Source organism: Streptomyces sp. NBC_00454 (assembly GCF_041434015.1).
In the GTDB taxonomy this organism is placed as follows: domain Bacteria; phylum Actinomycetota; class Actinomycetes; order Streptomycetales; family Streptomycetaceae; genus Streptomyces.
Genome location: NZ_CP107907.1, coordinates 3,978,450 through 4,000,322, shown reverse-complemented (window position 1 = coordinate 4,000,322; position 21,873 = coordinate 3,978,450). Strand labels below are relative to the sequence as shown.

Annotated in this window: 21 protein-coding genes; 8 read left to right on the top strand and 13 right to left on the bottom strand. The window is 70.2% G+C overall.

From position 1 onward, the window contains the following. Nucleotides 1–11: 11 nt before the first annotated feature. From fabG to OHU74_RS18595, 5 genes are all read right to left on the bottom strand, one after another. Entirely contained in the window at nt 12–719 is a 708-nt protein-coding gene (gene fabG, locus OHU74_RS18615; protein ID WP_371616945.1) for a 3-oxoacyl-ACP reductase FabG, read from the bottom strand. A gap of 3 nt (nt 720–722) precedes the next feature. Continuing rightward, entirely contained in the window at nt 723–1,415 is a 693-nt protein-coding gene (locus OHU74_RS18610; RefSeq protein WP_371616944.1) for an AAA family ATPase, read from the bottom strand. A 44-nt stretch (nt 1,416–1,459) separates the two neighbouring features. Further along, nucleotides 1,460–2,473, bottom strand: a complete 1,014-nt coding sequence (locus OHU74_RS18605; RefSeq protein WP_371616943.1) for an AvrD family protein — start codon at nt 2,471–2,473, stop codon at nt 1,460–1,462. Between the two features lie 124 nt (nt 2,474–2,597). Further along, on the bottom strand, nt 2,598–4,160 hold the full coding sequence (locus OHU74_RS18600) for an MFS transporter (RefSeq protein ID WP_371616942.1): 1,563 nt from the start codon (nt 4,158–4,160) through the stop codon (nt 2,598–2,600). 5 nt (nt 4,161–4,165) lie between these two features. Then, nucleotides 4,166–4,621: a hypothetical protein gene (locus OHU74_RS18595; protein WP_371616941.1), complete on the bottom strand. Its 456-nt coding sequence runs from the start codon at nt 4,619–4,621 to the stop codon at nt 4,166–4,168. Between the two features lie 247 nt (nt 4,622–4,868). Here OHU74_RS18595 and OHU74_RS18590 point away from each other — a divergent pair, with 247 nt between their 5' ends. From OHU74_RS18590 to OHU74_RS18580, 3 genes are read left to right on the top strand one after another with little or no spacing between them, the layout of a single operon-like run. Continuing rightward, a complete protein-coding gene (locus OHU74_RS18590) occupies nt 4,869–5,141 on the top strand; it encodes an acyl carrier protein (protein ID WP_371616940.1) in 273 nt (90 codons plus the stop codon). After that, entirely contained in the window at nt 5,134–6,360 is a 1,227-nt protein-coding gene (locus OHU74_RS18585) for a beta-ketoacyl synthase (RefSeq protein WP_371616939.1), read from the top strand. The genes OHU74_RS18590 and OHU74_RS18585 overlap by 8 nt, the downstream gene beginning before the upstream one ends. Then, nucleotides 6,357–7,472: a beta-ketoacyl synthase N-terminal-like domain-containing protein gene (locus OHU74_RS18580; protein WP_371616938.1), complete on the top strand. Its 1,116-nt coding sequence runs from the start codon at nt 6,357–6,359 to the stop codon at nt 7,470–7,472. The genes OHU74_RS18585 and OHU74_RS18580 overlap by 4 nt, the downstream gene beginning before the upstream one ends. Nucleotides 7,473–7,534: 62 nt before the next feature. On the opposite strand, the gene OHU74_RS18575 is transcribed toward OHU74_RS18580, so the two are convergent. The 6 genes from OHU74_RS18575 to OHU74_RS18550 all read right to left on the bottom strand — a co-directional run bounded on the left by OHU74_RS18575 (nt 7,535) and on the right by OHU74_RS18550 (nt 11,539). Further along, a complete protein-coding gene (locus OHU74_RS18575; RefSeq protein ID WP_371616937.1) occupies nt 7,535–8,182 on the bottom strand; it encodes a response regulator in 648 nt (215 codons plus the stop codon). Beyond that, nucleotides 8,175–9,350: a sensor histidine kinase gene (locus OHU74_RS18570; protein ID WP_371616936.1), complete on the bottom strand. Its 1,176-nt coding sequence runs from the start codon at nt 9,348–9,350 to the stop codon at nt 8,175–8,177. Before OHU74_RS18570 ends, OHU74_RS18575 begins: the two co-directional genes overlap by 8 nt. Before the next feature lie 213 nt (nt 9,351–9,563). Then, complete coding sequence (locus OHU74_RS18565; RefSeq protein WP_371616935.1) at nt 9,564–10,565, bottom strand: pirin family protein; 1,002 nt, start codon at nt 10,563–10,565, stop codon at nt 9,564–9,566. A gap of 122 nt (nt 10,566–10,687) precedes the next feature. Beyond that, complete coding sequence (locus OHU74_RS18560; RefSeq protein ID WP_371616934.1) at nt 10,688–10,861, bottom strand: hypothetical protein; 174 nt, start codon at nt 10,859–10,861, stop codon at nt 10,688–10,690. 29 nt (nt 10,862–10,890) lie between these two features. Further along, a complete protein-coding gene (locus OHU74_RS18555) occupies nt 10,891–11,265 on the bottom strand; it encodes a hypothetical protein (RefSeq protein WP_371616933.1) in 375 nt (124 codons plus the stop codon). Nucleotides 11,266–11,332: 67 nt separating this feature from the next. Then, the gene (locus OHU74_RS18550; RefSeq protein ID WP_371616932.1) at nt 11,333–11,539 is read right to left on the bottom strand and encodes a hypothetical protein; all 207 of its coding nucleotides are present in this window, start codon (nt 11,537–11,539) and stop codon (nt 11,333–11,335) included. 403 nt (nt 11,540–11,942) lie between these two features. On the opposite strand from OHU74_RS18550, the gene OHU74_RS18545 reads away from it, so the two are divergent. Next, a complete protein-coding gene (locus OHU74_RS18545) occupies nt 11,943–13,670 on the top strand; it encodes a helix-turn-helix domain-containing protein (protein WP_371616931.1) in 1,728 nt (575 codons plus the stop codon). A 78-nt stretch (nt 13,671–13,748) separates the two neighbouring features. Here OHU74_RS18545 and OHU74_RS18540 read toward each other — a convergent pair whose 3' ends face one another. Beyond that, nucleotides 13,749–14,207: an SseB family protein gene (locus tag OHU74_RS18540; protein ID WP_330297529.1), complete on the bottom strand. Its 459-nt coding sequence runs from the start codon at nt 14,205–14,207 to the stop codon at nt 13,749–13,751. 263 nt (nt 14,208–14,470) lie between these two features. Between OHU74_RS18540 and OHU74_RS18535 the strand changes: the two genes are divergently transcribed. From OHU74_RS18535 to OHU74_RS18520, 4 genes are all read left to right on the top strand, one after another. Next, on the top strand, nt 14,471–16,297 hold the full coding sequence (locus OHU74_RS18535) for an acyl-CoA dehydrogenase (protein WP_371616930.1): 1,827 nt from the start codon (nt 14,471–14,473) through the stop codon (nt 16,295–16,297). Nucleotides 16,298–16,513: 216 nt separating this feature from the next. Further along, nucleotides 16,514–17,254 carry a hypothetical protein gene (locus tag OHU74_RS18530; RefSeq protein ID WP_371616929.1) on the top strand — a complete coding sequence of 247 codons (741 nt, stop codon included), beginning with the start codon at nt 16,514–16,516 and terminating at the stop codon, nt 17,252–17,254. A 99-nt stretch (nt 17,255–17,353) separates the two neighbouring features. After that, complete coding sequence (locus tag OHU74_RS18525; RefSeq protein WP_371616928.1) at nt 17,354–18,649, top strand: M18 family aminopeptidase; 1,296 nt, start codon at nt 17,354–17,356, stop codon at nt 18,647–18,649. A gap of 182 nt (nt 18,650–18,831) precedes the next feature. Continuing rightward, nucleotides 18,832–19,863: a hypothetical protein gene (locus tag OHU74_RS18520; protein ID WP_371619728.1), complete on the top strand. Its 1,032-nt coding sequence runs from the start codon at nt 18,832–18,834 to the stop codon at nt 19,861–19,863. Between the two features lie 9 nt (nt 19,864–19,872). Here OHU74_RS18520 and OHU74_RS18515 read toward each other — a convergent pair whose 3' ends face one another. Then, nucleotides 19,873–21,747 carry an NHL domain-containing thioredoxin family protein gene (locus OHU74_RS18515; RefSeq protein WP_371616927.1) on the bottom strand — a complete coding sequence of 625 codons (1,875 nt, stop codon included), beginning with the start codon at nt 21,745–21,747 and terminating at the stop codon, nt 19,873–19,875. Between the last annotated feature and the right edge of the window lie 126 nt (nt 21,748–21,873).

Below are 21,873 nucleotides of genomic sequence, written 5' to 3'. Positions count from 1 at the left end.
CTGAACGGCCATTAGAGGCCCATGGCGATACCGCCGGCCACCGGGATCACAGCCCCGGTCACATAGCTGGCCGCGTCGCTGGCCAGGAACTGCACCACGCCCACGACCTCCTCCGGCGTGCCGAGCCGGCCCAGCGGGGTGGCCTGGATCAGCCCGGCCTTCCGCTTTTCGGAGAGCGGCTCGATCATGTCGGTGTCGATGATTCCCGGCGCCACCACGTTGACGGTCACGTTGCGCGAGCCGAGCTCCCAGGCCAGCGACCGGGCCAGGCCCATCATTCCGGCCTTGGACGCGGCGTAGTTGACCTGGCCCGGCGAGCCCATCCACCCCATGACCGAGGAGACGAAAATGATCCGTCCCCGGCGCATGGTGAGCATGCCCTTCGCCGCCTCGCGGGCGGCCCGGAAGGAACCGACCAGATTGGTCTCCAGGACGTCCTGGAAGACGTCGTCGTCCATCCGCATGGAGATCGCGTCGCGGGTGATGCCGGCGTTGGCGACCAGCACCTCCACCGGGCCCTGCTCGGCCTCCACCTGGGCGAAGGCCTCCTGCAGGGAGGCAGGATCGGTGACGTCGCAGCGCACCGCGAACACGCCCTTCGGCGGCGTCCCGCTGCGGTAGCTGACCGCCACCCGGTCACCCTGGGCGACGAAGGCCTGCGCGGCCGCGGCGCCGATGCCGCGGTTGCCGCCGGTGATGAAGACGGATCTGTTCGTCATCTGCTACTCCCAGCCAATGTCGACGAGGCCGCGGTTGAACTCCTCGATGTCCGCCTCGGCGAGGGCCAGGGCTTCGGCGATGCTCATCTTGGGCTCGATCCCCAGCGCGGCCATGATCATCTCCAGGCGCTCCTCGCTGGTGCCGCTGACCACCTCGTACTTGAGGCCGAGCTCCCCGAAGGCCGAGAGCAGCAGATCGTCGGAAAGGCTGCGGAAGCGTTCGGAGACCGGGCGGTGCCCGTCGGTGACGATCGAGAACTCGACCGGCAGGTGGAAGATCGTGTCGTAGGCGTCGGCCGCGTAACCCTTCATCGCCGAGCCGATGTTGTCGACCATGTCCTCGAAGAACCGCAGCTCGTCGGTCTTCTCGACGTCCCGGTCCTCGGGGGCCTTGTTGGGGTCGATCCCGGTGCGCACGCGGATCTTGCCGTAGACCCACTCGTTGATCGAGGTGCCGTCGGAGACGAACCCGGACTGCAGGTGGCTCTCCTTGGTCGACCGCTCGACGAACCGCCGGATGCCCAGCTGGGCGATCTCGGCCGGTGTGCATTCCTGCAGCCGCTTGCCCGGAACGGCGATCGGCAGCAGCTGCCGCATCGTCCGGGCCGAGGTGTGCGGGATGCCGGTGAGGTAGGCGACCGCCAGCGATGTGGTGGTCTTCCCGGTCGAGTAGGTACCGGATATGGCGATTCTCATGCCGAATCCCCTTCTGTTCGTGGTGAATTGTCGTGATGCAGGAACTACTGCTCTACGCCGTCGGGAAGTTGGTGCACCAGCGCACAGTGGGTGGAGAAGCCGCCCAGCGTCCCCTCCAGGGCCGCCGACCTCCAGGTGGCGCCGCGGTGCTCGAAGCGCTGGCTCTTGGAGATCCAGCTGACGGCGGTGAGGTCCTGGCCGAGCGCCTGGTCGGGCCGGTCGCAGGAGATGGTCACCTCGCGCAGCCACAGGGTGTTGCTGGTCTGCCGGGTGATGCCGTCGAGCCGGTACAGCAGGACCTGACCCAGCTGGGCCAGCACGGTCAGCGCGTCGAACATCGAGAGCGAGGCGTGGTGGTCCCCGCCGAGCCCCTGCGAGCCTTCCGGGCCACCGGGGTGCACCACCTTGGCGGTCGCCTCCACCCGGCCCTCGGGCAGGTCGAGGAGGACGTCCCCGACCGTGGACCGGGAGAGCTTGTAGCCCTCCCCGTAGTGCCGCCCGGCCGCCTCGCCGAGGAGGTCGTCGAGATGCTGGTGGAAGGCGGGCCCGGGGCTCGCCCCGCGGTGCTCCCCGAAGGCCTCGTGCGCGATCTCGGTACGGACCTTGATGCTGCCGACCTGGCAGTCGAAGACCGAGACCAGCGGCGAGTCGACGCCGGGGACGGTCTCCACGTGGACCGCCGTGGCGTCGAACGCCTCCAGGTTCTCCTGCGGCGCGGAGCCGGCCTTCATCACGAACCGGCGCAGCCACATGGCGCGCCGCTGCACGCCGTCCAGCCCGTGGGCGTGGGTCAGAAAGGCCTCGCCGAGCTGGACGGCGACGAGGAGGGCGTCGATGCTGCTGAGGTGCGGCCGCAGGGCGGTCTCGTCCTTCTTGGACCAGTCCGTCGGATAGTGCACCCCGGCGGTCGCCCGTACCGTCCCGGTGCCGTCGGCCTGCTCGATGCGGAGCTGCGAGACCCGCTGGCGGATCTTCCGGAAGCCGTCGGCGAAGAAGCGCGTCTCGCTCGCGCCGAGGAAGTCGTCGATCGATTCGATGCGTTCAGTCACTACTGCCATCTCGGGCCGGTCCCTCAATCCCTTTGCTGTGTCGGATGGGTCGTGCAGCGGCACACCGGCAGCGCCGACCGCTGCCGTACCGCCTGTACGAGCCGTACGGGCTGTACGAGCCGTACGAGCGCGGCTACTTCGCGGAGCCCACCGGCTCCGCGGCCTTCTCGGCCGGGGCCGGGGCGGGTGCGGCGGCGGGCGCCTTGCCCGGCAGCCAGCGCAGCGCCACGAAGGCGGCGACCAGTGCCACCGCGGCGGCGGTGAGCATCGTGATCTGCATGCTGTCCTGGTAGGCCGCGATGGCCTGGCCGGCCAGCTCCGGGGCCAGCTGCGGGGCCGTCTCCAGGGCGCGGAAGGTGCCGCCGATCGAACCGGCGGCCTGCTCGCGCAGCTCGGCCGGCAGGACGTCCACGGCCGAGCCGAGCGAGGAGCGGTAGACGGAGCTCAGCAGGCTGCCGATCACCGCGACACCCAGCGCGGTGGCCACCTGGCGTACGGTCTGCGCGACCGCCTGCCCGGCGCCGGCCTTCTCCGGCGGCACCACCGACATCAGCGAGGCGGTACCGGGCGCCATGATGCTGCCGAAACCGAGGCCGAAGAGGAACTGCAGGCCGATCAGGTAGGCCACGGGCGTGGTCGGACCGGTGGCGATGAAGCCGAGGAAGGTCAGGGCCATCGCCACGGTGCCGCCGGCCACGATGTAGCGCGGCCCGAACCGGGCGGCGAGCTTGGCGCTGCGGGTCGACATGAACATCGACGCGGCGGCCATCGGGACCATCAGCAGACCGGACTGGAACGGCGAGTAGTCGTGCACCAGCTGGAAGTAGAACGTCGTGACGAAGAGCGCGCCCATCATGGCGAAGAAGGCCAGGGCGATCGAACCCGAGCCCGCGGAGAACCGGGCGCTGCGGAACAGCTTGACGTCCAGGGCGGGGACGGCGATCCGGCTCTCCACCACGACCAGCAGGACGAGCAGCGCGACGCCGACGCCGATCGGCAGCAGTGCGTCGGTGGTCAGCCAGGAGCCCCGCTCGCCGCCCGTGATGACGCCGTACACCAGGGCGCCGATCGCGACGATCGAGATGAGCACACCGACCGGGTCGAACTTGTTGTTGGCCGGGTTCTTCGACTCCGGCACCATCCAGGCGATCAGCAGCACGGCGACGACCACCAGCGGCCCGTTGATCAGGAAGATGGAACCCCACCAGAAGTTCTCGAGCAGCACGCCGCCGGTCAGCGGGCCGACCGCGATGGCCACACCGGCCGCGGTGGCCCAGCCGCCGATCGCCTTCGCCCGCTCCTGCGGCGGGAAGATGTTGATGATGACGGCCAGCGTGGTCGTCGGGATGACGGCAGCGCCGATGCCCATGACGGCCCGCCAGATGATCAGGTCCGTGGCCGAGCCGGCGAAGGCCGCCACCAGCGAGGCGCCGCCGAACAGCACCAGCCCCGCGATCAGGGTCTTCTTCCGGCCGAACCGGTCCGCGATGACGCCGCCGGTGAAGAGGAACGCGGCGAACGCGACGATGTACGAGTCGAGGCCCCACTGCAGATCCGCGTTGGAGGCATGGAGATCGTGCTGGATCGTCCTGAGCGCGACATTCATGATCGTGTTGTCCATCACCGCGACCGTGACCACGAGCGACAATACGACCAGAATGGACCAGCGGCGCCGGTGTACTACTTCGGAATTCATTCCTGCTATTCCCTTCCAGAGAAACTCGAACCGGCCGCCATCGCCTCGGTCAGCTGCCGGCGATCGGGATTTTCCGCATCCTCCGGCGGAACCCAGCCACCGAAGGTGCTCCCGAGCGGGTTCGTCTCCAGGAGCCGAATGAATCCGCCCTTGAGATTGCCGGGGACCATCGACCAGCGGACGACCTTCATGTGCTCCGCCGACCTGGCGAATTCCTGCATCGACTCCATGGAGTCGAAGCAGGCCACCGTGCCGATCGCGAACGGAAAGCTGAACCACTTGGTGTGCCACAGGCAGCCCGGGGTCTTCTTCAGCCGACGGAACAGCTTGAAGACCATCGGCCCGCTCGTCATGAACCCTTTGAACGTCGGGCTGTTCCCACCGACGAACCAGACGGCCCCCTGGCCGATCTTCGGCACCCGCGAGAAATCGCGGGTCAGTGAGTTGTGAAATTCGGCCATGTCAGCCCAGTGCACCTTTCAAGGTGAGATGGCCGCCGGTCCCCTGCTTTTCGACCCTCGGGCGGCCCTTCCGAATGAATATGGCACAGCGCCGCCCGGCGGCCGTGTGTCGAAAGGAGTACTCGGCGTTCCAACGTTCAGGACATACGGGTACTCCACCAACGGGGTCTGTCGGCATTCCGTCCCGCCGGTCTAGATTCGGTCCAGATTCGGAACACCGAATCCCTACGGAGGGGCTGGGATCACGTTGAGTACGCTGACACTGGACACTGAGCTGAAGAACCGGATCCGCGAAATCGTCGCGGACGTTCTGGAGATCGAGCTCGACGAGCTGGAGGAGTCCAGCAACTTCGAGGACGCCTACGGCGCCGACTCCATCGTCGTCATCGAGATCCTGGCCCGCTTCGAGCGGAGCCTGAACATCAGCATTCCGCAGAACGCGGTCGACGGCCTCACCAGCCTCGGTGCCGCCTACCAGATCGTGGCCGAGAACGTCGCCGAACCGGCCGACCGTGGCTGAGCCGGCCCGGCGCAGGGTCGTCGTCACCGGGCTGGGCGCGATCAGCAGCCTGGGCATCGGCGCCCGGCCGTTCATCGACGGGATCAAGGCGGGCCGCAGCGGCATCTCGCCGATCGAGAGCTTCGACCGCACCGGCTTCCCGCGCTCCAACGCCGGTGAGGTCCGCGGCTTCGAGCCCGAGAAGCTGCTGCACAACATCTCGCCCGCCGAGTGGGGCCGCAGCGCCCAGTTCGCCGCCGCGGCGGCACGGCTGGCGGTCGAGGACTCCGGGCTGGACCCCGAGCTGCTGGCGGTCTCCCGCGCGGGCTCGAGCATGGGTACCACCAACGGCGAGTCCTCGGTGGTCGACAAGCTCACCGAGCAGTGGGTCCAGGACGGCCCCGGCCGGCTGACGCCCGAGCTGGTGGCCCAGGTACCGGCCGGGCGGATCTCCGCCGCGGTCAACACCGAACTCGGGCTGACCGGCGAGGCGCAGACCATCGGCACCGCCTGCTCGGCGAGCAACTACGCGCTGGGCTACGGCTACGACCAGGTCAGCCTCGGCGACAGCGACTACATGATCTGCGGCGGCGCCGACTCGGTGAACCGGTCGACCCACGCCGGTTTCTACCGGCTCGGCTCGATCGCCGCCGAGGTCAGCCGCCCGTTCGACGCCGAGCGGGACGGCATCCTCACCGCCGAGGGCGGAGTGGCGCTCCTGCTGGAACCGCTGGACGCCGCTCTCGAGCGGGGTGCGCGGATCTACGCCGAGGTGCTCGGCTACGCGGTCAACTGCGACGCCGACCACATGGTGCACCCGCACCGCGGGTCGATCGCGGAGTGCATCCGCCAGGCGCACCACAACTCCGGCGTCGTGCCCGAGGACGTCGACTACGTCTGCGCCCACGGCACGGGCACCCAGGTGAACGACTCCACCGAAGTGGGCGCCGTGCGCGAGGTGTTCGGCGACCGGATGCCGCCGGTCAGCTCGATCAAGTCGATGCTCGGTCACACCATGGGCGCGGCCGCGGGCTTCGGCGCGCTGGTCTGCTGCGCGGCGATCCACGAGGGCTTCCTGCCGCCCTCGGCCACCGTCCGCAAGGTCGATCCGGCGCTCGGCAGCGACCTCGACTGCGTTCCCGGGCAGGCCCGCAAGGCCAGTCCGCGCGTGGTCGAGAACCACGGATTCGCGTTCGGCGGCAACAACGCGATCGTCATGCTTGCGGAGGTGAACCGATGACGGGCTTCACGCCTCTGGACATCGAGGCTTGCGGTGTCCTTTCCCCGGCCGGATTCGGCCTGACCGCGCTGGGTACGGCGCTGCGTACCGGACAGCCCGGTCACGCCGACCCCGCCGGGATCGGCACCGAGCCGTTCCCGGCCCGGACTCCGGTCCGGGTGGTGCCCGATCTGGCGGTCACCGAGCGGCTCGGCCGCAAGGGGACGCGCAACCTGGACCGGACCACCGTGCTGGGCCTGCTCGCCGTCCAGGAGGCGATCACCGCCCTCGGCGAGGAGTTCGGCGAGGACGGCCGCGACCAGACCGGCGTGGTGTTCGGCACCAGTGCCGGCGGTACCGGTGCCATCGGCGACTTCGCCCGGGACACCGTCGTCCAGGAACGGCCGTACCTGGTCAACCCCGCGCAGTTCTCCAATCTGGTCCTGAACTGCTGCGCGAGCCAGATCGCCATCCGGCACCGCTTCACCGGGGTGAACGCGACCATGGTCGGTGGACACCTCTCGGGGCTGCTGGCCTGGCGGTACGCCCGCAACACGCTGCGGCTGGGGCGGGCCCGCCGGCTGTTCGTCGGTGCGGTGGAGGAGCTCTCGCCGCAGTCGGCCTGGGCCTGGCGGCGCAGCGGAGCGCTGCGCCCGCGCAGCGCCGTCGGCGAGGGCGCCGCGATGTTCTCGGTCACGCCGGCCGGGCAGGGCAAGGCCCCGCTCGCCCGGGTGGTGGCCTGCGAGGTGGGGTTCCACGCGCCGTCGGGCACGGCGGGACAGAACAAGGCGGCCCTCGCACTGGCCTCCTGCGTGGAACGGGCGCTCGACACCGCCGGAGTGGACCGTCAGCAGATCACCACGGTCGCCGTCGGGGCCTCCGCGCAGTCCGGTCTCGGAGAGATCGAGCAGGAGGCACTGGCGCTGGCGCTCGGCGACTCCGAGAACCGGCAGCAGCTCGTCATCTCCGACGTGCTCGGCGAGACCTACGGCGCGAGCACCGCACTCCAGCTGGCCGCTCTGCTCGCGGTCTGGCAGGAGGAGCCGGTGAGCGACGCCGGCGAGTACGGCCTGGTCACCTCGTACGACCGGGACGGCGGCCTCGGCTGCCTGCTGGTCCAGCGTCCGAACTGAACCAGGTGATGGCCCGGGGGTGCCCGGTCGGCAGTTCCACCGACCGGCTTCCCCGGGCCGCCTCAGCCGAGCAGTTCGGCCGCGGTCGCCTTGTTCACCGCGTCGATCCGGGACACGGCGTCCAGCTTGCTGAAGATGTTCCGCAAATGGCGCTTGGCGGTTCCTTCGGTGATGCCCAGCCTGGAGGCGATCTGACGGTTGCTCAGCGCGTTGGCGACATGAGTGAGCACCTCCAGCTCGCGGGCCGACAGCAGTCCGGCATCCGGGGCCTTGGCCGTCTCCCGTGCGGCCAGCCCACCGCGGGGCACCGAGAGCAGGACGCTCTGCCCCTGGGTCTCCTGCTGAACCACCGTGCGGATGGCGGAGATCAGCGTCGGCAGGCTCACGCTCTTGTGCAGATAGCCGCTCACTCCCGCACTCAGCAGTTGCTGGATCATCTCCGGATCGTCGGACATCGAGACGATGATCACGTGGATGCCGGGGCAGCTTTCCAGCAGCTGACCCACCGTGGTCGGCGCATGGTGGCCGGGCATCTCCACGTCCAGCAGGACGACCTCCGGCCGGTGCGCCATGGCGAGCCGTACGGCGCTCTCGCCACTGTTGGCCTCGGCCACCACGCTCAGCCCCGGGTCGGTGATCAGCGCGTCGCGCAGTGCCTCGCGCAGCAGCGCGTGGTCGTCGACCAGGAGGATCCGAATCTGCTCAGCCATGCGTCAGCTCTGTCAGCTCTGTCTCTGTGGGCTCTGCCGGCTCTGTCAGCGGCACGGTCATCGACACCCTGGTCCCCGCCCCGGGTGCGGCGGTGAGGACAAGGCCGCCGCCCACCGATCTCACGCGCTCGCGCATGGAGGCCAGTCCGTTGCAGGAGCGGGCCCTGCCGGTCGCGTCCGGATCGAAGCCGACGCCGTCGTCCACCACCTCGGCCCGGATCTCCCGATCCGAAATGTGCACGTCCACCGAGACGTTCTTCGCCTGGGCGTGCGTAAACACGTTGCGCAGGCATTCCCGCAGCACCAGGAACAGCTCGTCGACGATTTCCGACGCCGCCTTGCCCTCGGATCCCCTCACCTGCACCCGCACCGCGGGTTCGTCCATCCGCAGCGATCGCGCGAACCCGATCAGCGCGATCTCCAGCGACTGGCCCGAGCCCTCGCTGCGACGCAGCTCGGTGATCAGATCCCGGGCGTCGACGAGAGTCTCGGCCAGTGCCTTCTTCGCGAGCAGGAGCGGCCTTTCCGGCCGGTGCGCCTGCTCGCAGTCGCAGTCGCAGCCGGGCGCGAAGAGGTGTACCTCCAGCTGGCGCATGGCCAGGCTGACCCCGTTGCCCAGCCGGTCGTGGACGTCGCGGGCGAGCCGGGTGCGGGCGGCCGCGTTGGTCTCCCTGATCCGGCCGAACAAGTACGCGTCGTAGCCGATCGCGCCGGCCTCCAGCCGGGCGTCGAGTCCTCTGCGCAGCGAGGCGGTGCCGAGCTGGAGCGCCTTCAGACCGTGCGGGCTCTCCCCGATCACCGCGGCCAGGACGTCCAGCGTCGTCTCGAACAGCGCGGAGGCCGCCCTGGTGGAGAACACCGGGTGGATCCCCCGGCTGACCCGATGGGCCGCCAGCCGGCTGATGGACGTCGCCACGACCTGGTTCACCTGCACCCGCCCGGTCTGCAGGCTGTGCGCGCAGTCCGCGAGGATCCACTCGGCCTGCTGACGGCAGCTCCGCCAGGAGGCCGGGTCGACAGCCAGCGGGTTGCGCTCGGCGATCAACCGGGAGCGGTAGTGCTCGACGGTTTCCGGTATGCGCGCAATGAAATCCCCCGAAAGCACTGAGAGCGCGGATCTCTCCGCGCCTTCCTCCTTCTCGCCCCCTGGATCGTCCGATTCAGCCATCTGATGCCCCCACCTGCAAGTTTGCCGAGTCGCCTTGATCTTCGAGCCGGATGATAGTGGGGGCCGCAGACAGCAGGAAGTCCGATACCACGGAGTGGACTTGGCCCCTCCGGCAGGCGCGCCCGGGCCCGCTCGCACGGACCCCCCGCGCGGCCGGACAGCCGAATGGGCCCCCTTTCGGGGGCCCATTGAGGGTCAGGGACAGAAGCCCTGTCAGTCCTGCGACGCCTGGCCGGTGCCGCGGTGGCCGAGGCCGGTCCGGGCGGTGGTGGGGATGCGGCCCAGCCGGCCGGCCTGGAAGTCGTCGAAGGCCTGCTGGAGTTCGTGCTGGCTGTTCATGACGAACGGGCCGTAGTGCGCCATCGGTTCCCGGATCGGCCGGCCGCCGAGGAGGACGATCTCGAGGGCCGGGGCGTTGGAGTCCTGGGCCTCGTCCGCCCGTACGGTGATCGAGCCGCCCTCGCCGAAGACCGCGGTCTGCCCGGTGTGGACGGGCCGCCGGTCCTCGCCGACCGAGCCGCGCCCGGCCATGACGTAGGCCAGGGCGTTGAAGTCCTCGCGCCAGGGGAGGGTGATCTGCGCGCCGGGGGTCACCGTCGCGTGGATCATCGTGATCGGGGTGTGGGTGATGCCCGGGCCCTCGTGGCCGTCCAGGTCGCCGGCGATCACGCGGAGCAGGGCGCCGCCGTCGGGGGTGGAGAGCAGCTGGACCTGGCCGCCGCCGATGTCCTGGTAGCGCGGGGGCATCATCTTGTCGGAGGCCGGGAGGTTCACCCACAGCTGGAGGCCGTGGAAGAGCCCGCCGCTGAGGACCAGGGACTCCGGCGGGGCCTCGATGTGCAGGAGGCCGCTGCCGGCCGTCATCCACTGGGTGTCGCCACCGTTGATGATTCCGCCGCCGCCGTTGCTGTCCTGGTGGACGAAGGTTCCGTCGATCAGGTACGTGACGGTCTCGAAGCCGCGGTGGGGGTGCCACGGGGTGCCCTTGGGCTCGCCCGGGGCGTACTCCACCTCGCCCATCTGGTCCATCATGATGAACGGGTCGAGGTACTGGTAGTTGATCCCGGCGAACGCGCGACGTACCGGGAACCCCTCACCCTCGAAGCCACCAGGGGCGGTCGTGACGGCCAGCACCTTGCGGGCGGTCGTCGTCTCCTGGGCGGGCTCCGCGACGCGCGGGAGCGTCAACGGGTTCTCCACAGTCACTGCAGGCATGGTCGGAACCTCCTTCTGTCGCCGAGTTTAGTTGAAACTCGAACTTTCTGCCACATCCGACAGAACAGAAGGAACCCCGGGGTAATTCCCCCGGGGTCCCGATTCCTTGGTACCTCTGGATGTCAGCCGTTGCACGCCGGGTCGGCGTACCGGCACAGCGAGGCCGGAGCGGCCTCGGCCGGGGCCGCCGCCAGGGCGCCCACGCCCATGGCCAGAGCCGCCGTGGCCAGCGCGGCGACCGCCCTGGCGCGAAGCCGGGTACGGGTGGCGCGCGTCGCGGAAGTCGTACGGTTCATTACTGCCTCCTCATGTGTCGGATGTGCGGTTACGGCGAGACGATCACCGAGTTGATCGGCGAGAGGTTGCGGAACCGCCACACGTCGATGCCCATGTCCTCACAGGTACCGGAGCCGCCGTAGCCCGTGCAGAGCTTGAACTTCCAGTTCTGGACCTGGTTGTTGAGGATCCAGTGCCCGTTCTCCTGGCCGCTGAGGTTGTACGTGCCGGCTTTGTCCCACTTCAGCGACACGGTGGTCGAGTCCCAGCCCTCGGTTTCGATGCACGCGAAGCCGGAAGGGCACCCCTCAACCTCGTGATCGGAAGCCTGGGCCGGGCCGGCCACGAGGAACCCCGTACCGAGCGCCAGCATTCCGGTGGCCGCTGCCGCGCCGAGCTTCGTACGGATCGACATTCGCTTCATTGCCTTTTCTCCCTTGCAGTGGAACGCGTGATGGTGTGGTGCGCGGCCGGAAGGCCGGTGCCGCCGGCTAGCAGGAGATGCTGCTGATGACCGCGTTGGTGGGGTCCGAGATCTTGTGCCAGCCGCCGCCCCACACCAGGGGGTACGGGGCGGGGCCGACCATGAGGACGCCGTACGCCGTGCAGCCACCGGGGACGTAGACGCCGTCGACGTCGACTCCGCTGCGGTCGCCCCCCATGGACGAGTGGGGGAACACCCACCGCTCCCACCTCACGGCATCCTCCTCGGAATTTCCCCATTCGATGGTGACGGCAATTCCATGGTCGGTATTGTTCGTCACCTTCCCGCAGATCCAGTTGCATTCCCTCCCCGTGGTTCCCTCCGTGGCCGCTGAAGCGGGCTGGGCCGCCACGAGGAAGAGGCCAGAGAATGCGACTGCTGCGACCATTGCAGATTTCGCCGAGCGGCGCAGATTACGTAGAGACATGTCTCGCATTCCTCCGATGTGACCCTTTGTCCGCGGCGACTTCCGGCCCCCGCTGCGACACAGACTGCGAAAGGGACGGGCCTCGCCGCAATGGTGTGGACTAGGCTGGGATGCTGGGATGATTGACCCATCCTGACCTGCAAAAATGCCGGGTCCTGGGACGGACCTCCGGCGCTGAGGGGGATTTTTCGTGAGTGACTCCGCCGAAGGGCACACGCCATCAAGACAACCGGAGCCGGCCGCAGCGGCCGGCGCCCGGCAGCAATTCGCCGATCGGCTCACGGAGCTGAAGGATCGGCGCGGCTACAGCTACGAAACACTGGCCCGCAAAGCACATATGAGCCGTTCCTCGGTGCACCGCTATTGCCGGGGAATCATCATTCCCGTGGAGTTCGGCACGGCGGAGAGAATCGCCCGCTTATGCGGTGCGAGCGCCCGCGAACTGGCCGACCTGTACCGCCTTTGGGTGGCGGCCTCCGTTCCGGATCCGGATACCGTCGCCGTGGAGGGGACCGCGCAAGCCACGGAGCCGGAGACACCCCACCCGACCGGGGCCGCAGTACCAGGCGCACCGCCCGGCCCCGCGCCCCTGGTGCCCCGGGTGCCCCGTACGCCGACGTCCGGCACCGCACGCGTCGCCGTCACCTCGCTCGCCGTCATCCTGTTGTGCGTCGTCTCGCTGAGCGGCTCCGCTCGCTCCACCGCACCGCACCCGCCGACCGCGACCGCCGCGACCGGCACCACCACGGCCGCGCCGTGGACCCAGGCCCCGACGCCCGTCCCGAACGGCATCTTCGGGATGACGCTGAACTCCTCGACCGGCGCCATGCCCACCTTCCAGATCGACACGGTCCGCCTCTGGGACAGCCGCACCCGGTGGTCGAACATCCAGCCCCGGCGCGGCGCGTACGACTGGTCGATCCTCGACCGGCTGGTCACCGCCGCGAACCAGGCCGGCCTGCCCGTGCTCTTCACCATGGGCGGCACCCCCGACTGGGCGAGCCCCAACGGGCCGCACACGGCCTACGACGACGGCTCGCGCACCAGCCCGCCCGACGACCTCGCCGACTGGACCGCCTTCGTCTCGGCGGTGGCCACCCGCTACCGGGGCCGCATCGACGCGTACGAGCTCTGGGTCCTGGGCAACGACACCCGCTTCTACAGCGGGAGCCCGGAGACCCTGGTCGAGATGACCCGGGAGGCCAAGGCCGTCCTCGACGCCGCCGACCCGGACGCGACCGTCGTCTGCCCGTCCATGGGCAGGCTCTGGGAGGCCGAGGGCATGCACGCGCTGGAACGGTTCTCCGAACTGCGCGGGTACGACTCCTGCGACGTCGCGGGGGTCAAGCTGTACCAGCGCACCGCCTCGGACCCGCCCGAGGAGATGCTCGGCCTGGTCGGCGAGATCGACCGCGCCTTCCACCGGGGCGGCTCGCACCCCAAGCTGTGGAGCACGGGCACCACGTACGACATCCCGCTCCAGAAGCCCCTGGAGGAACCGGCGGCCTCCGCGAACGCCGTCCGCTTCTTCCTCGTGGGCCTGTACGCGCGCTACCAGCGCATGTACTTCTACAACTGGGGCGGCAGCAAGATCCCCATCGTGATGCAGCCCGACGGGCAGCCGCCGACCACGGCCGCCCTGTACGTGGAGGAGCTGCGCCGCTGGGTGCACGGCACCCGGATCCGCTCCTGCGGCAACGGCGTCGCCGCCCGCCTGCCGGACGGGGTCTGGCAGTGCCGGTTCGACCGTGACGGTGCCGAGCTGACGATCGTGTGGGACCCGACGGGCACCGCCCGCCTGAAGGCGCCACCGGGCGTGAAGGCGGTGCGCCACCTGGACGACAGCACCTCGCCGGTCGCAGCCGACGGGATGGTCGAGGTCACGGCCCTGCCGGTGCTGCTCGAGCCGACGCCGTAAGGGTCGGGGGATCCGCCAGTCCCCCGCCCGGCCCGCGGCCTCTGGGCCGCTCGACCGGCAAGATCCGGAAGAGACGGCCTAGCCGTACATGCGGCGCATCGCGAAGTCGACCATCTGCTCGACCGCCTTCGCGTCGAAGACCATCCGGTGGTCGCCCTCCATGTCGAGGACGAAGCCGTAGCCGGTGGGCAGCAGGTCGATGACCTCGGCGCCGGTGATCACGAAGTACTTGGACTCCTTGCCGGCGTACCGGCGGAGCTCCTTGAGGGTGGTGAACATCGGGATGACCGGCTGCTGCGTGTTGTGCAGCGCCAGGAATCCCGGGGTGTCGCCGCGCGGGCAGTAGACCTTCGAGGTGGCGAAGATCTGCTGGAAGTCCTCGGCGGAGAGCGACCCGGTCGTGAAGGCGCGCACCGCGTCCGCGAGGGAGGGTGGAGACGGCTCCGGGTACAGCGGCGGCTGCTGCGCGTAGCCCTGCTGGGGCTGCTGCGGGGCGTACTGCTGCTGGGCGCCCGGGTTCTGGTCGTAGCCGTACATGGGCCGAAGCCTACCGAGGCGGGGGCCCGCCCGGACGACGAGTTCCGGTCAGCGGGACTTCAGCCCGTCGACGGGGCCTCGATCCGGCGTCCGGCCCGAAAGATCCGGCGAAACGGTGTGGCGCGGGCTACCGGGACTCCAGAGAGAGTCGTCACAGTCGAGCTGCTAGGGGTTGCGCGTTATTACCGGCGGGTAGCATCATTACGTTACCGATTGGTATGTACGAGGAACCCGTCTCACCGAGCCTTAACGGAGCCGTCGCCATGGGGCACTACAAGTCGAATCTCCGCGACATCGAGTTCAACCTCTTCGAGGTGCTCGGACGCGACAAGCTGTACGGCACCGGCCCGTTCGGCGAGATGGACACCGACACCGCCAAGACCATCCTCAGCGAGATGACCAAGCTCTCGGAGAACGAGCTGGCCGCCTCCTTCGAGGACGCGGACCGCAACCCGCCGGTCTTCGACCCGGCCACCAACACCGCGCCCGTCCCGGCGTCCTTCAAGAAGAGCTACCAGGCCTTCATGGACTCCGAGTACTGGCGCCTGGGCCTGCCCGAGGAGATCGGCGGCACCACCTCGCCCCGCTCCCTCATCTGGGCCTTCGCCGAGACCATCCTGGGCGCGAACCCGGCCGTCTGGATGTACTCCTCCGGCCCGGCGTTCGCCGGCATCCTCTTCGAAGAGGGCAACGAGGCGCAGAAGAAGGTCGCGCAGATCGCCGTCGAGAAGCGCTGGGGCTCCACCATGGTGCTGACCGAGCCCGACGCGGGCTCCGACGTCGGCGCCGGCCGCACCAAGGCGATCGAGCAGGCCGACGGCTCCTGGCACATCGAGGGCGTCAAGCGCTTCATCACCTCCGGCGAGCACGACATGGAGGAGAACATCCTCCACTACGTCCTCGCGCGCCCCGAGGGCCACGGCCCGGGCACGAAGGGGCTCTCGCTCTTCCTGGTGCCCAAGTTCGAGTTCGACTGGGAGACCGGCGAGCTGGGCGAGCGCAACGGCGTCTACGCGACGAACGTCGAGCACAAGATGGGCCTCAAGGCCTCCAACACGTGCGAGATGACCTTCGGCGACCAGCACCCCGCCAAGGGCTGGCTGATCGGCGACAAGCACGACGGCATCCGCCAGATGTTCATGATCATCGAGTTCGCCCGGATGATGGTCGGCACGAAGGCCATCGCCACGCTCTCGACGGGCTACCTGAACGCGCTGGAGTACGCCAAGGAGCGCGTGCAGGGTCCCGACCTGGCCAACTTCATGGACAAGTCGGCCCCCAAGGTCACCATCACGCACCACCCCGACGTGCGCCGCTCGCTGATGACGCAGAAGGCGTACGCCGAGGGCATGCGCGCCCTGGTCCTGTACACCGCCTCCGTCCAGGACGAGATCCAGTTCAAGCAGGCCGCGGGCGAGGACGCCTCCTCGCTGGTCGGCCTCAACGACCTGCTGCTCCCGATCGTGAAGGGCTACGGCTCGGAGAAGTCCTACGAGCAGCTCGCCCAGTCCCTGCAGACCTTCGGCGGCTCCGGCTACCTGCAGGAGTACCCGATCGAGCAGTACATCCGCGACGCCAAGATCGACACCCTCTACGAGGGCACCACGGCCATCCAGGGCCAGGACTTCTTCTTCCGGAAGATCGTCCGCGACCAGGGTGCTTCGCTGAACGTCCTCTCCGAGACGATCAAGAAGTTCCTCGCCGAGGGCGTGGGCGGCGAGGAGCTGGCCCCGGCCCGCGACGCGCTCGCCAAGGCCGCCGTCGACCTGGAGGCCATCGTCGGCCAGATGATCGTCGACCTCACCGCCACCGGCGAGGACGTCAAGAACATCTACAAGGTCGGCCAGAACACCACCCGCCTGCTGATGGCCTCGGGCGACGTGGTCGTCGGCTACCTGCTCCTCAAGGGCGCGGCCGTGGCCGCCGAGAAGCTGCCGGCCGCCTCCGCGAAGGACGTGGCGTTCTACACCGGCAAGATCGCGGCGGCGAAGTTCTTCGCCTCCCAGATCCTGCCCGGCGTCTCGGTCGCCCGCGCGCTCGCCGAGTCCGTCGACAACACCCTGATGGAGCTCGACGAGGCCGCGTTCTAGCCTCCGGGACCCTCCACACCCCTGCCCGTACGCGGTGTACGGACACACAGACGGCCGGACCCTCCCGCACGGGGGCCCGGCCGTCGCCGTCCGCTCGGCCCCGCAGGGCGGGGACGGGGCCACGGCCCGGCGCGGAGCCCCGCATCCCACGGCTCCACCCCCGGCGGGACCTGCGGGGTTCCCGGGATGTCAGTGCTTCGTGCGACGCTCGTGGGTATGAGCCCACAGGAGCAGCAGCGCGGCAGCAGGGGGTACTCCGTCCCGACCGGGCGGCCGTACGCCCTCAAGGAGCTGCAGGCGGCCGTGGGCAGCCTCGGCGACCACCTCCGGGAGCTCTACGACGGAGCCCACCCCACCGAGTACGAATCCGTCGCCGACGCCCTCTACACCGCCTTCCAGACCGCCGCCGGGCTCGCCCCCGCCAAGAGCTACACGGGCTGCCCCGAGCACCCCAACGGCGCCCTCGACCCCGAGGCGCCCGACGGCTGGGGCCGCTGCCTGATCTGCAACGACCGGCGGCGCCTCGGAATGCGCGCCCAGGGGGCCCGGGCGGCGGCCGCCGCCCCGCCCGCCGGGGAGCAGCGCCGGCTGGGCTATCCCGTGCCCGAGCCCCCGTACAACATGGACGCCCTGCTCGGCTGCCTGCGCACGGTAGAGGAGCGGCGGTTCCACCTGAGCCTGTCCTCGCCCCCCGAGGACTTCGTCGCGATGGCCGACGACCTGCACCGCGCCTTCATCGTGGCCCGCGAACTGTCCCGCCCCCGCAACGCCTCCGGGTGCTCCGAACACCCCGGAGCACCCATCGACCCCGACGCGCCTCCCGGAGAGGCCTGTATCTTCTGCGCCGGACGCAAAAGACGCGCACAGCGCTCCGCGCAGACCCCGGAGATGCTCCCGCGCATCCGCCGGGGCGAGCGCAGACAGCTGCAGCGACGCTTCGAGCGCCCGCCGGGCTGAAAGCCTCCGGGGCACAGGCCACACCCCTCGTGACCCCTTACTCCGGCTATCCGCCGCAGTCCGGCCAAGACGAACACGACCGTCGTTAAGGTGAACCACATGAGCTCTCCCGCCGCCCGCTTCGACCGCGGCCACACCGACGACCTGATGACCTTCTTGACGGCCAGTCCGTCGCAGTACCACGCCGTGGCCAACGCGGCGGAGCGACTGGAGAAGGCCGGATTCAGGCAGTTGGCGGAAACGGACGCATGGGACGCGAGCACGGGAGGCAAGTTCGTGACCCGCGGGGGCGCGATCATCGCCTGGTACGTGCCCGAAGGCGCGGCCGCGCACACGCCGTTCCGGATCATCGGCGCCCACACCGACTCCCCCAACCTCCGCGTCAAGCCGCTGCCCGACACCGGCTCGCAGGGCTGGCGGCAGATCGCCGTGGAGATCTACGGCGGCACCCTCCTCAACACCTGGCTCGACCGCGACCTGGGCCTGGCCGGCCGGCTGACCCTGCGCGACGGCACCGAACGGCTCGTCAACATCGACCGTGCGCTGATGCGCGTACCGCAACTCGCCGTCCACCTCGACCGGTCGGTGAACACCGACGGCCTCAAGCTCGACAAGCAGCGGCACATGCAGCCGATCTGGGGCCTGGGCGAGGTCCACGAGGGCGACCTGATCGCCTTCCTCGAAGAGGAAGAGGACCTGCCCCGCGGCTCCGTGGCGGGCTGGGACCTGATGGTCCATTCGATCGAGCCGCCCGCCTACCTGGGCCGCGACCGCGAGCTGCTGGCCGGCCCGCGCATGGACAACCTGCTCTCCGTGCACGCGGGCGTCGCGGCACTGGCCGCCGCCTCCACGGCGGAGAACCTCGCGTACATCCCCGTACTGGCCGCCTTCGACCACGAGGAGAACGGCTCGCAGTCGGACACCGGCGCGGACGGACCGCTGCTGGGCAACGTGCTGGAACGTTCAGTCTTCTCGCGCGGCGGCTCCTACGAGGACCGCGCGCGGGCCTTCGCCGGCAGCATCTGCCTCTCCTCCGACACCGGCCACGCCGTGCACCCCAACTACGCGGAGCGGCACGACCCCTCGCACCACCCGCGCGCCAACGGCGGCCCGATCCTCAAGGTCAACGTCAACCAGCGCTACGCGACCGACGGCAGCGGGCGCGCGGTGTTCGTGGCCGCCTGCGAGCGGGCCGGCGTGCCGTGGCAGACCTTCGTCTCCAACAACTCGATGCCCTGCGGCACGACGATCGGCCCGATCACGGCCGCCCGCCACGGCATCCACACCGTCGACATCGGCGTAGCCATCCTCTCGATGCACAGTGCCCGCGAACTGTGCGGCGCGGACGACCCGTACCTGCTGGCGAACACCCTCGTGGCGTTCCTGGAGAGCTGAGACCTACCGGTCGGACGGCCGGAAGCCCGCACCGCCCGCCGCATCCCGGCGGGCGGTGCGGGCTTTCGGCCGGGTGGGTCGTTCCCGGGAGCACCGCCGCGTGACGAACCGGTGGTGACGTTCCGTCATGGTCTGCTGGGCTCCCGTCACGTCCGGCCGACAAGGAGAGTCCCGTGCTCCGCATGGACCGCACGCCCCGCAGAGCCCGAACGCCGCGTATCGCAGGCACCCTGGGCATCGCCCTCGCCCTGCTCGCGTCCGCCCCCGCCGCGACCGCCACGACCGCCACGACGACGTCGCCGCCGCCGAAGCCCTCGTACGCGCTCGCGCATCCGCGGATCGTCGCCCACTTCGACCTCACGGCCGGGCAGACGCCGGAGAACATCGTCCTGGAGCCGGACGGTTCCGCCGACCTGACCTTCGCCCTCGCCCGCCAGGTCGCCCGGGTCTCCCGGCACGGCGACACCGAGATCCTCGCGACCCTGCCCGCCGTCGCGAACCCGGCCACCCCCCTCCTCGGCGCCGCGGTCGTCACCGGCATCGTGCGCACCCACGACGGGACGCTCTACGTCCCCTACCTCACCGGCACGGCCGTCACCGGCATCTACCGGATCACCCCGGACGGCGAGGTCTCCAAGTTCACCGACCTGCCCCCGAACGGCTTCGCCAACGGCCTCGCGCTCGACGAGCACCACGGCGTGCTCTACGCCGCCGACTCGGTCCTCGGCACCGTCTGGCGCATCTCCCTCGACGACGGCGAGGTGACCCGGTGGGCCACCGGCGCCGCGCTCCTGCCGACCTCGTTCATCGGCGCCAACGGCATCAAGGTGCACGACCACGCGGTCTGGGTCTCCAACTACGACCGGGGCACGCTCCTGCGGATCCCGGTCCGCGAGGACGGATCTGCCGGGGCCGTGGCGGTCCGGGCCACCGGGCTGGCGGGGATCGACGACTTCGCCTTCCCCGGGCACGACGACACGGCCCTCGCCGCCCTGAACTCCACCAGCCAGGTCGCCCTGGTGCGGCCCGACGGCACCCACCGCATCCTGCTGACCCCGCAGGACGGGCTGTCCAACCCCACGTCGGTGGCGATCCGGCACCACAAGGTCTACGTACCCAGCGCCGCCTTCGTCACGCTGCGCGACCCGAACCTCCTCCTCGCCCGCCTCGAGGAGGACGAGAAGGGCGAGAAGGCGGACGGGTACGAGGACTGAGCCCGCGCCCTACGGGGCTTCGTCCATCCCCGCCAGGACCAGGGGCAGCCGGGTCGCGCCGCCGTCGGCGGTGACGCTGAGCGGCACCCCCCAGTCCTGCTGGTGGACGTGGCAGGCCGGGTATTCGTTGGCCGGGTCGTCGTCGCAGGAGGCGGCCATCGCCGAGACGTGCAGGACGCCTTCGGTGAGCTCCGGATTGAGCGCGAGCTCCCGGAACAGGTCGGTGCCGGCCCCCTCCCCGGACACCAGCAGCTCGGGCGGGGTCGAGGAGACCAGCAGGCGGGTGGAGGGCCCGTAGCGGGTGTCGAGCTTCTGGCCGGCCGGGGCCTGGAAGACGATGTCGAGGCGGAGCGTGCCGGGGGCCACCTCGGTCGCGGCCCGCTGCGTACGGTGGGCAACCGCGTCCACCCGTACCGCCTCCTCCGGGAGCCTCAGCCGGGTCAGCCGGTGCCGGGCGGACTCGACGACCACGATGTCCTCACCGACCAGCACGGCGTCGCTGGGCTCGCGCAGATCGGTGGCGAGGGTGGTGACCTGGCCGGTGGCGGGGTCGTAGCGCCGCAGGGCGTGGTTGTACGTGTCGCACACCGCGACCGAGCCGTCGGGCAGGGCGGTGACGCCGAGCGGGTGCTGGAGCAGTGCCTGGGCGGCGTCGCCGTCGCGGTGCCCGAAGTCGAAGAGTCCGGTGCCGACGGCGGTGGTGATCGCGTAGCCGCCGCCGTCCCCCTCGCCGTCCGTCGGGTGCACGTACCGCAGGGCGCTGGTCTCGGAGTCGGCGATCCACAGCCGGTCCTCGGTGGCGGCGAGGCCGGAGGGCTGGGCGAACCAGGCCTCGGCGGCCGGCCCGTCGTGCAGGCCCTCGTTGGTGGTCCCGGCGGCCAGGGCGACGGTGCCGCTCTCCGGGTCCCAGGTCCACAGCTGGTGGACGCCGGCCATGGCGATCCACACCCGCCCCCGCCACCAGGCCACGTCCCACGGCGAGGACAGGTCCACCTCCAGAGCCGGCCCGGAGGTCGGCGACCCCTGCCACCACTGGCGGCCGGTCCCGGCGACGGTCTCGACGGCGCCGGTGGCGGGGTCGAACCGGCGCAGGGCGTGGTTCACGGTGTCGGCGACCACCACAGAGCCGTCGGGCAGCAGCGCCAGCCCCTGGGGCTCGCTGAAGCTCCCCTCGGTGGCGCTCCCGTCGGTAAAGCTGCGCTGCCCGCTGCCGATGCGCCGTACGACGCTCTCCCCGTCGGCGGCCAGCTCCACGAGCTGGTGCCGCGTCGAGTCGGAGACCAGGAGGTTCCCGGAGGGCAGCACGAGCGCCTTCCCGGGGAACCGCAGATCGCCCGCCACCGGCTCGGGAGCCACGTACGGCCCGTCGCCGCGCCGCAGCGTCCCCTTGGCCTCGTGCTCCGCCTCCAGCTCCTCGACGAGCCGCTCGATGGCGTGCGCGTGCCCCTCACCGGCGTGCTGCGCGACGACGTACCCCTCGGGGTCGATCACGACGAGCGTGGGCCACGCGCGGACGGCGTACTGCTTCCAGGTCGCCAGCTCGGGGTCGTCGAGCACGGGGTGGTGCACCTCGTACCGCTCGACGGCATCGACGACGGCGGCGTGCTCGGCTTCGTGGACGAACTTCGGCGAGTGCACACCGATGATCACGACGGTGTCGCGGTGCTTCTCCTCGAGCTCGCGCAACTCGTCGAGGACGTGCAGGCAGTTCACACAGCAGAAGGTCCAGAAATCGAGAATGACGATCCGTCCTCGCAGGTCGGCGAGGGTATACGGCTTACCGCCGGTGTTCAGCCAGCCGCCCTTGCCGATCAGCTCGGGGGCACGGACACGGGCACGTCGGGGCGCGGGCGCGGGGGTGGGCGCCGGGGCAGCATCGTTCATGTTTCAAGCTTGCCATCCAGGTGTGAACGCCGGACCACACGCGTACGACAAGGCCTCCCGGGCCCCGGAGACTGAGCGGGTCCGGTCCGGGGTACACCCCTCGGACAGGTTGGCGCCGGGGGGCGC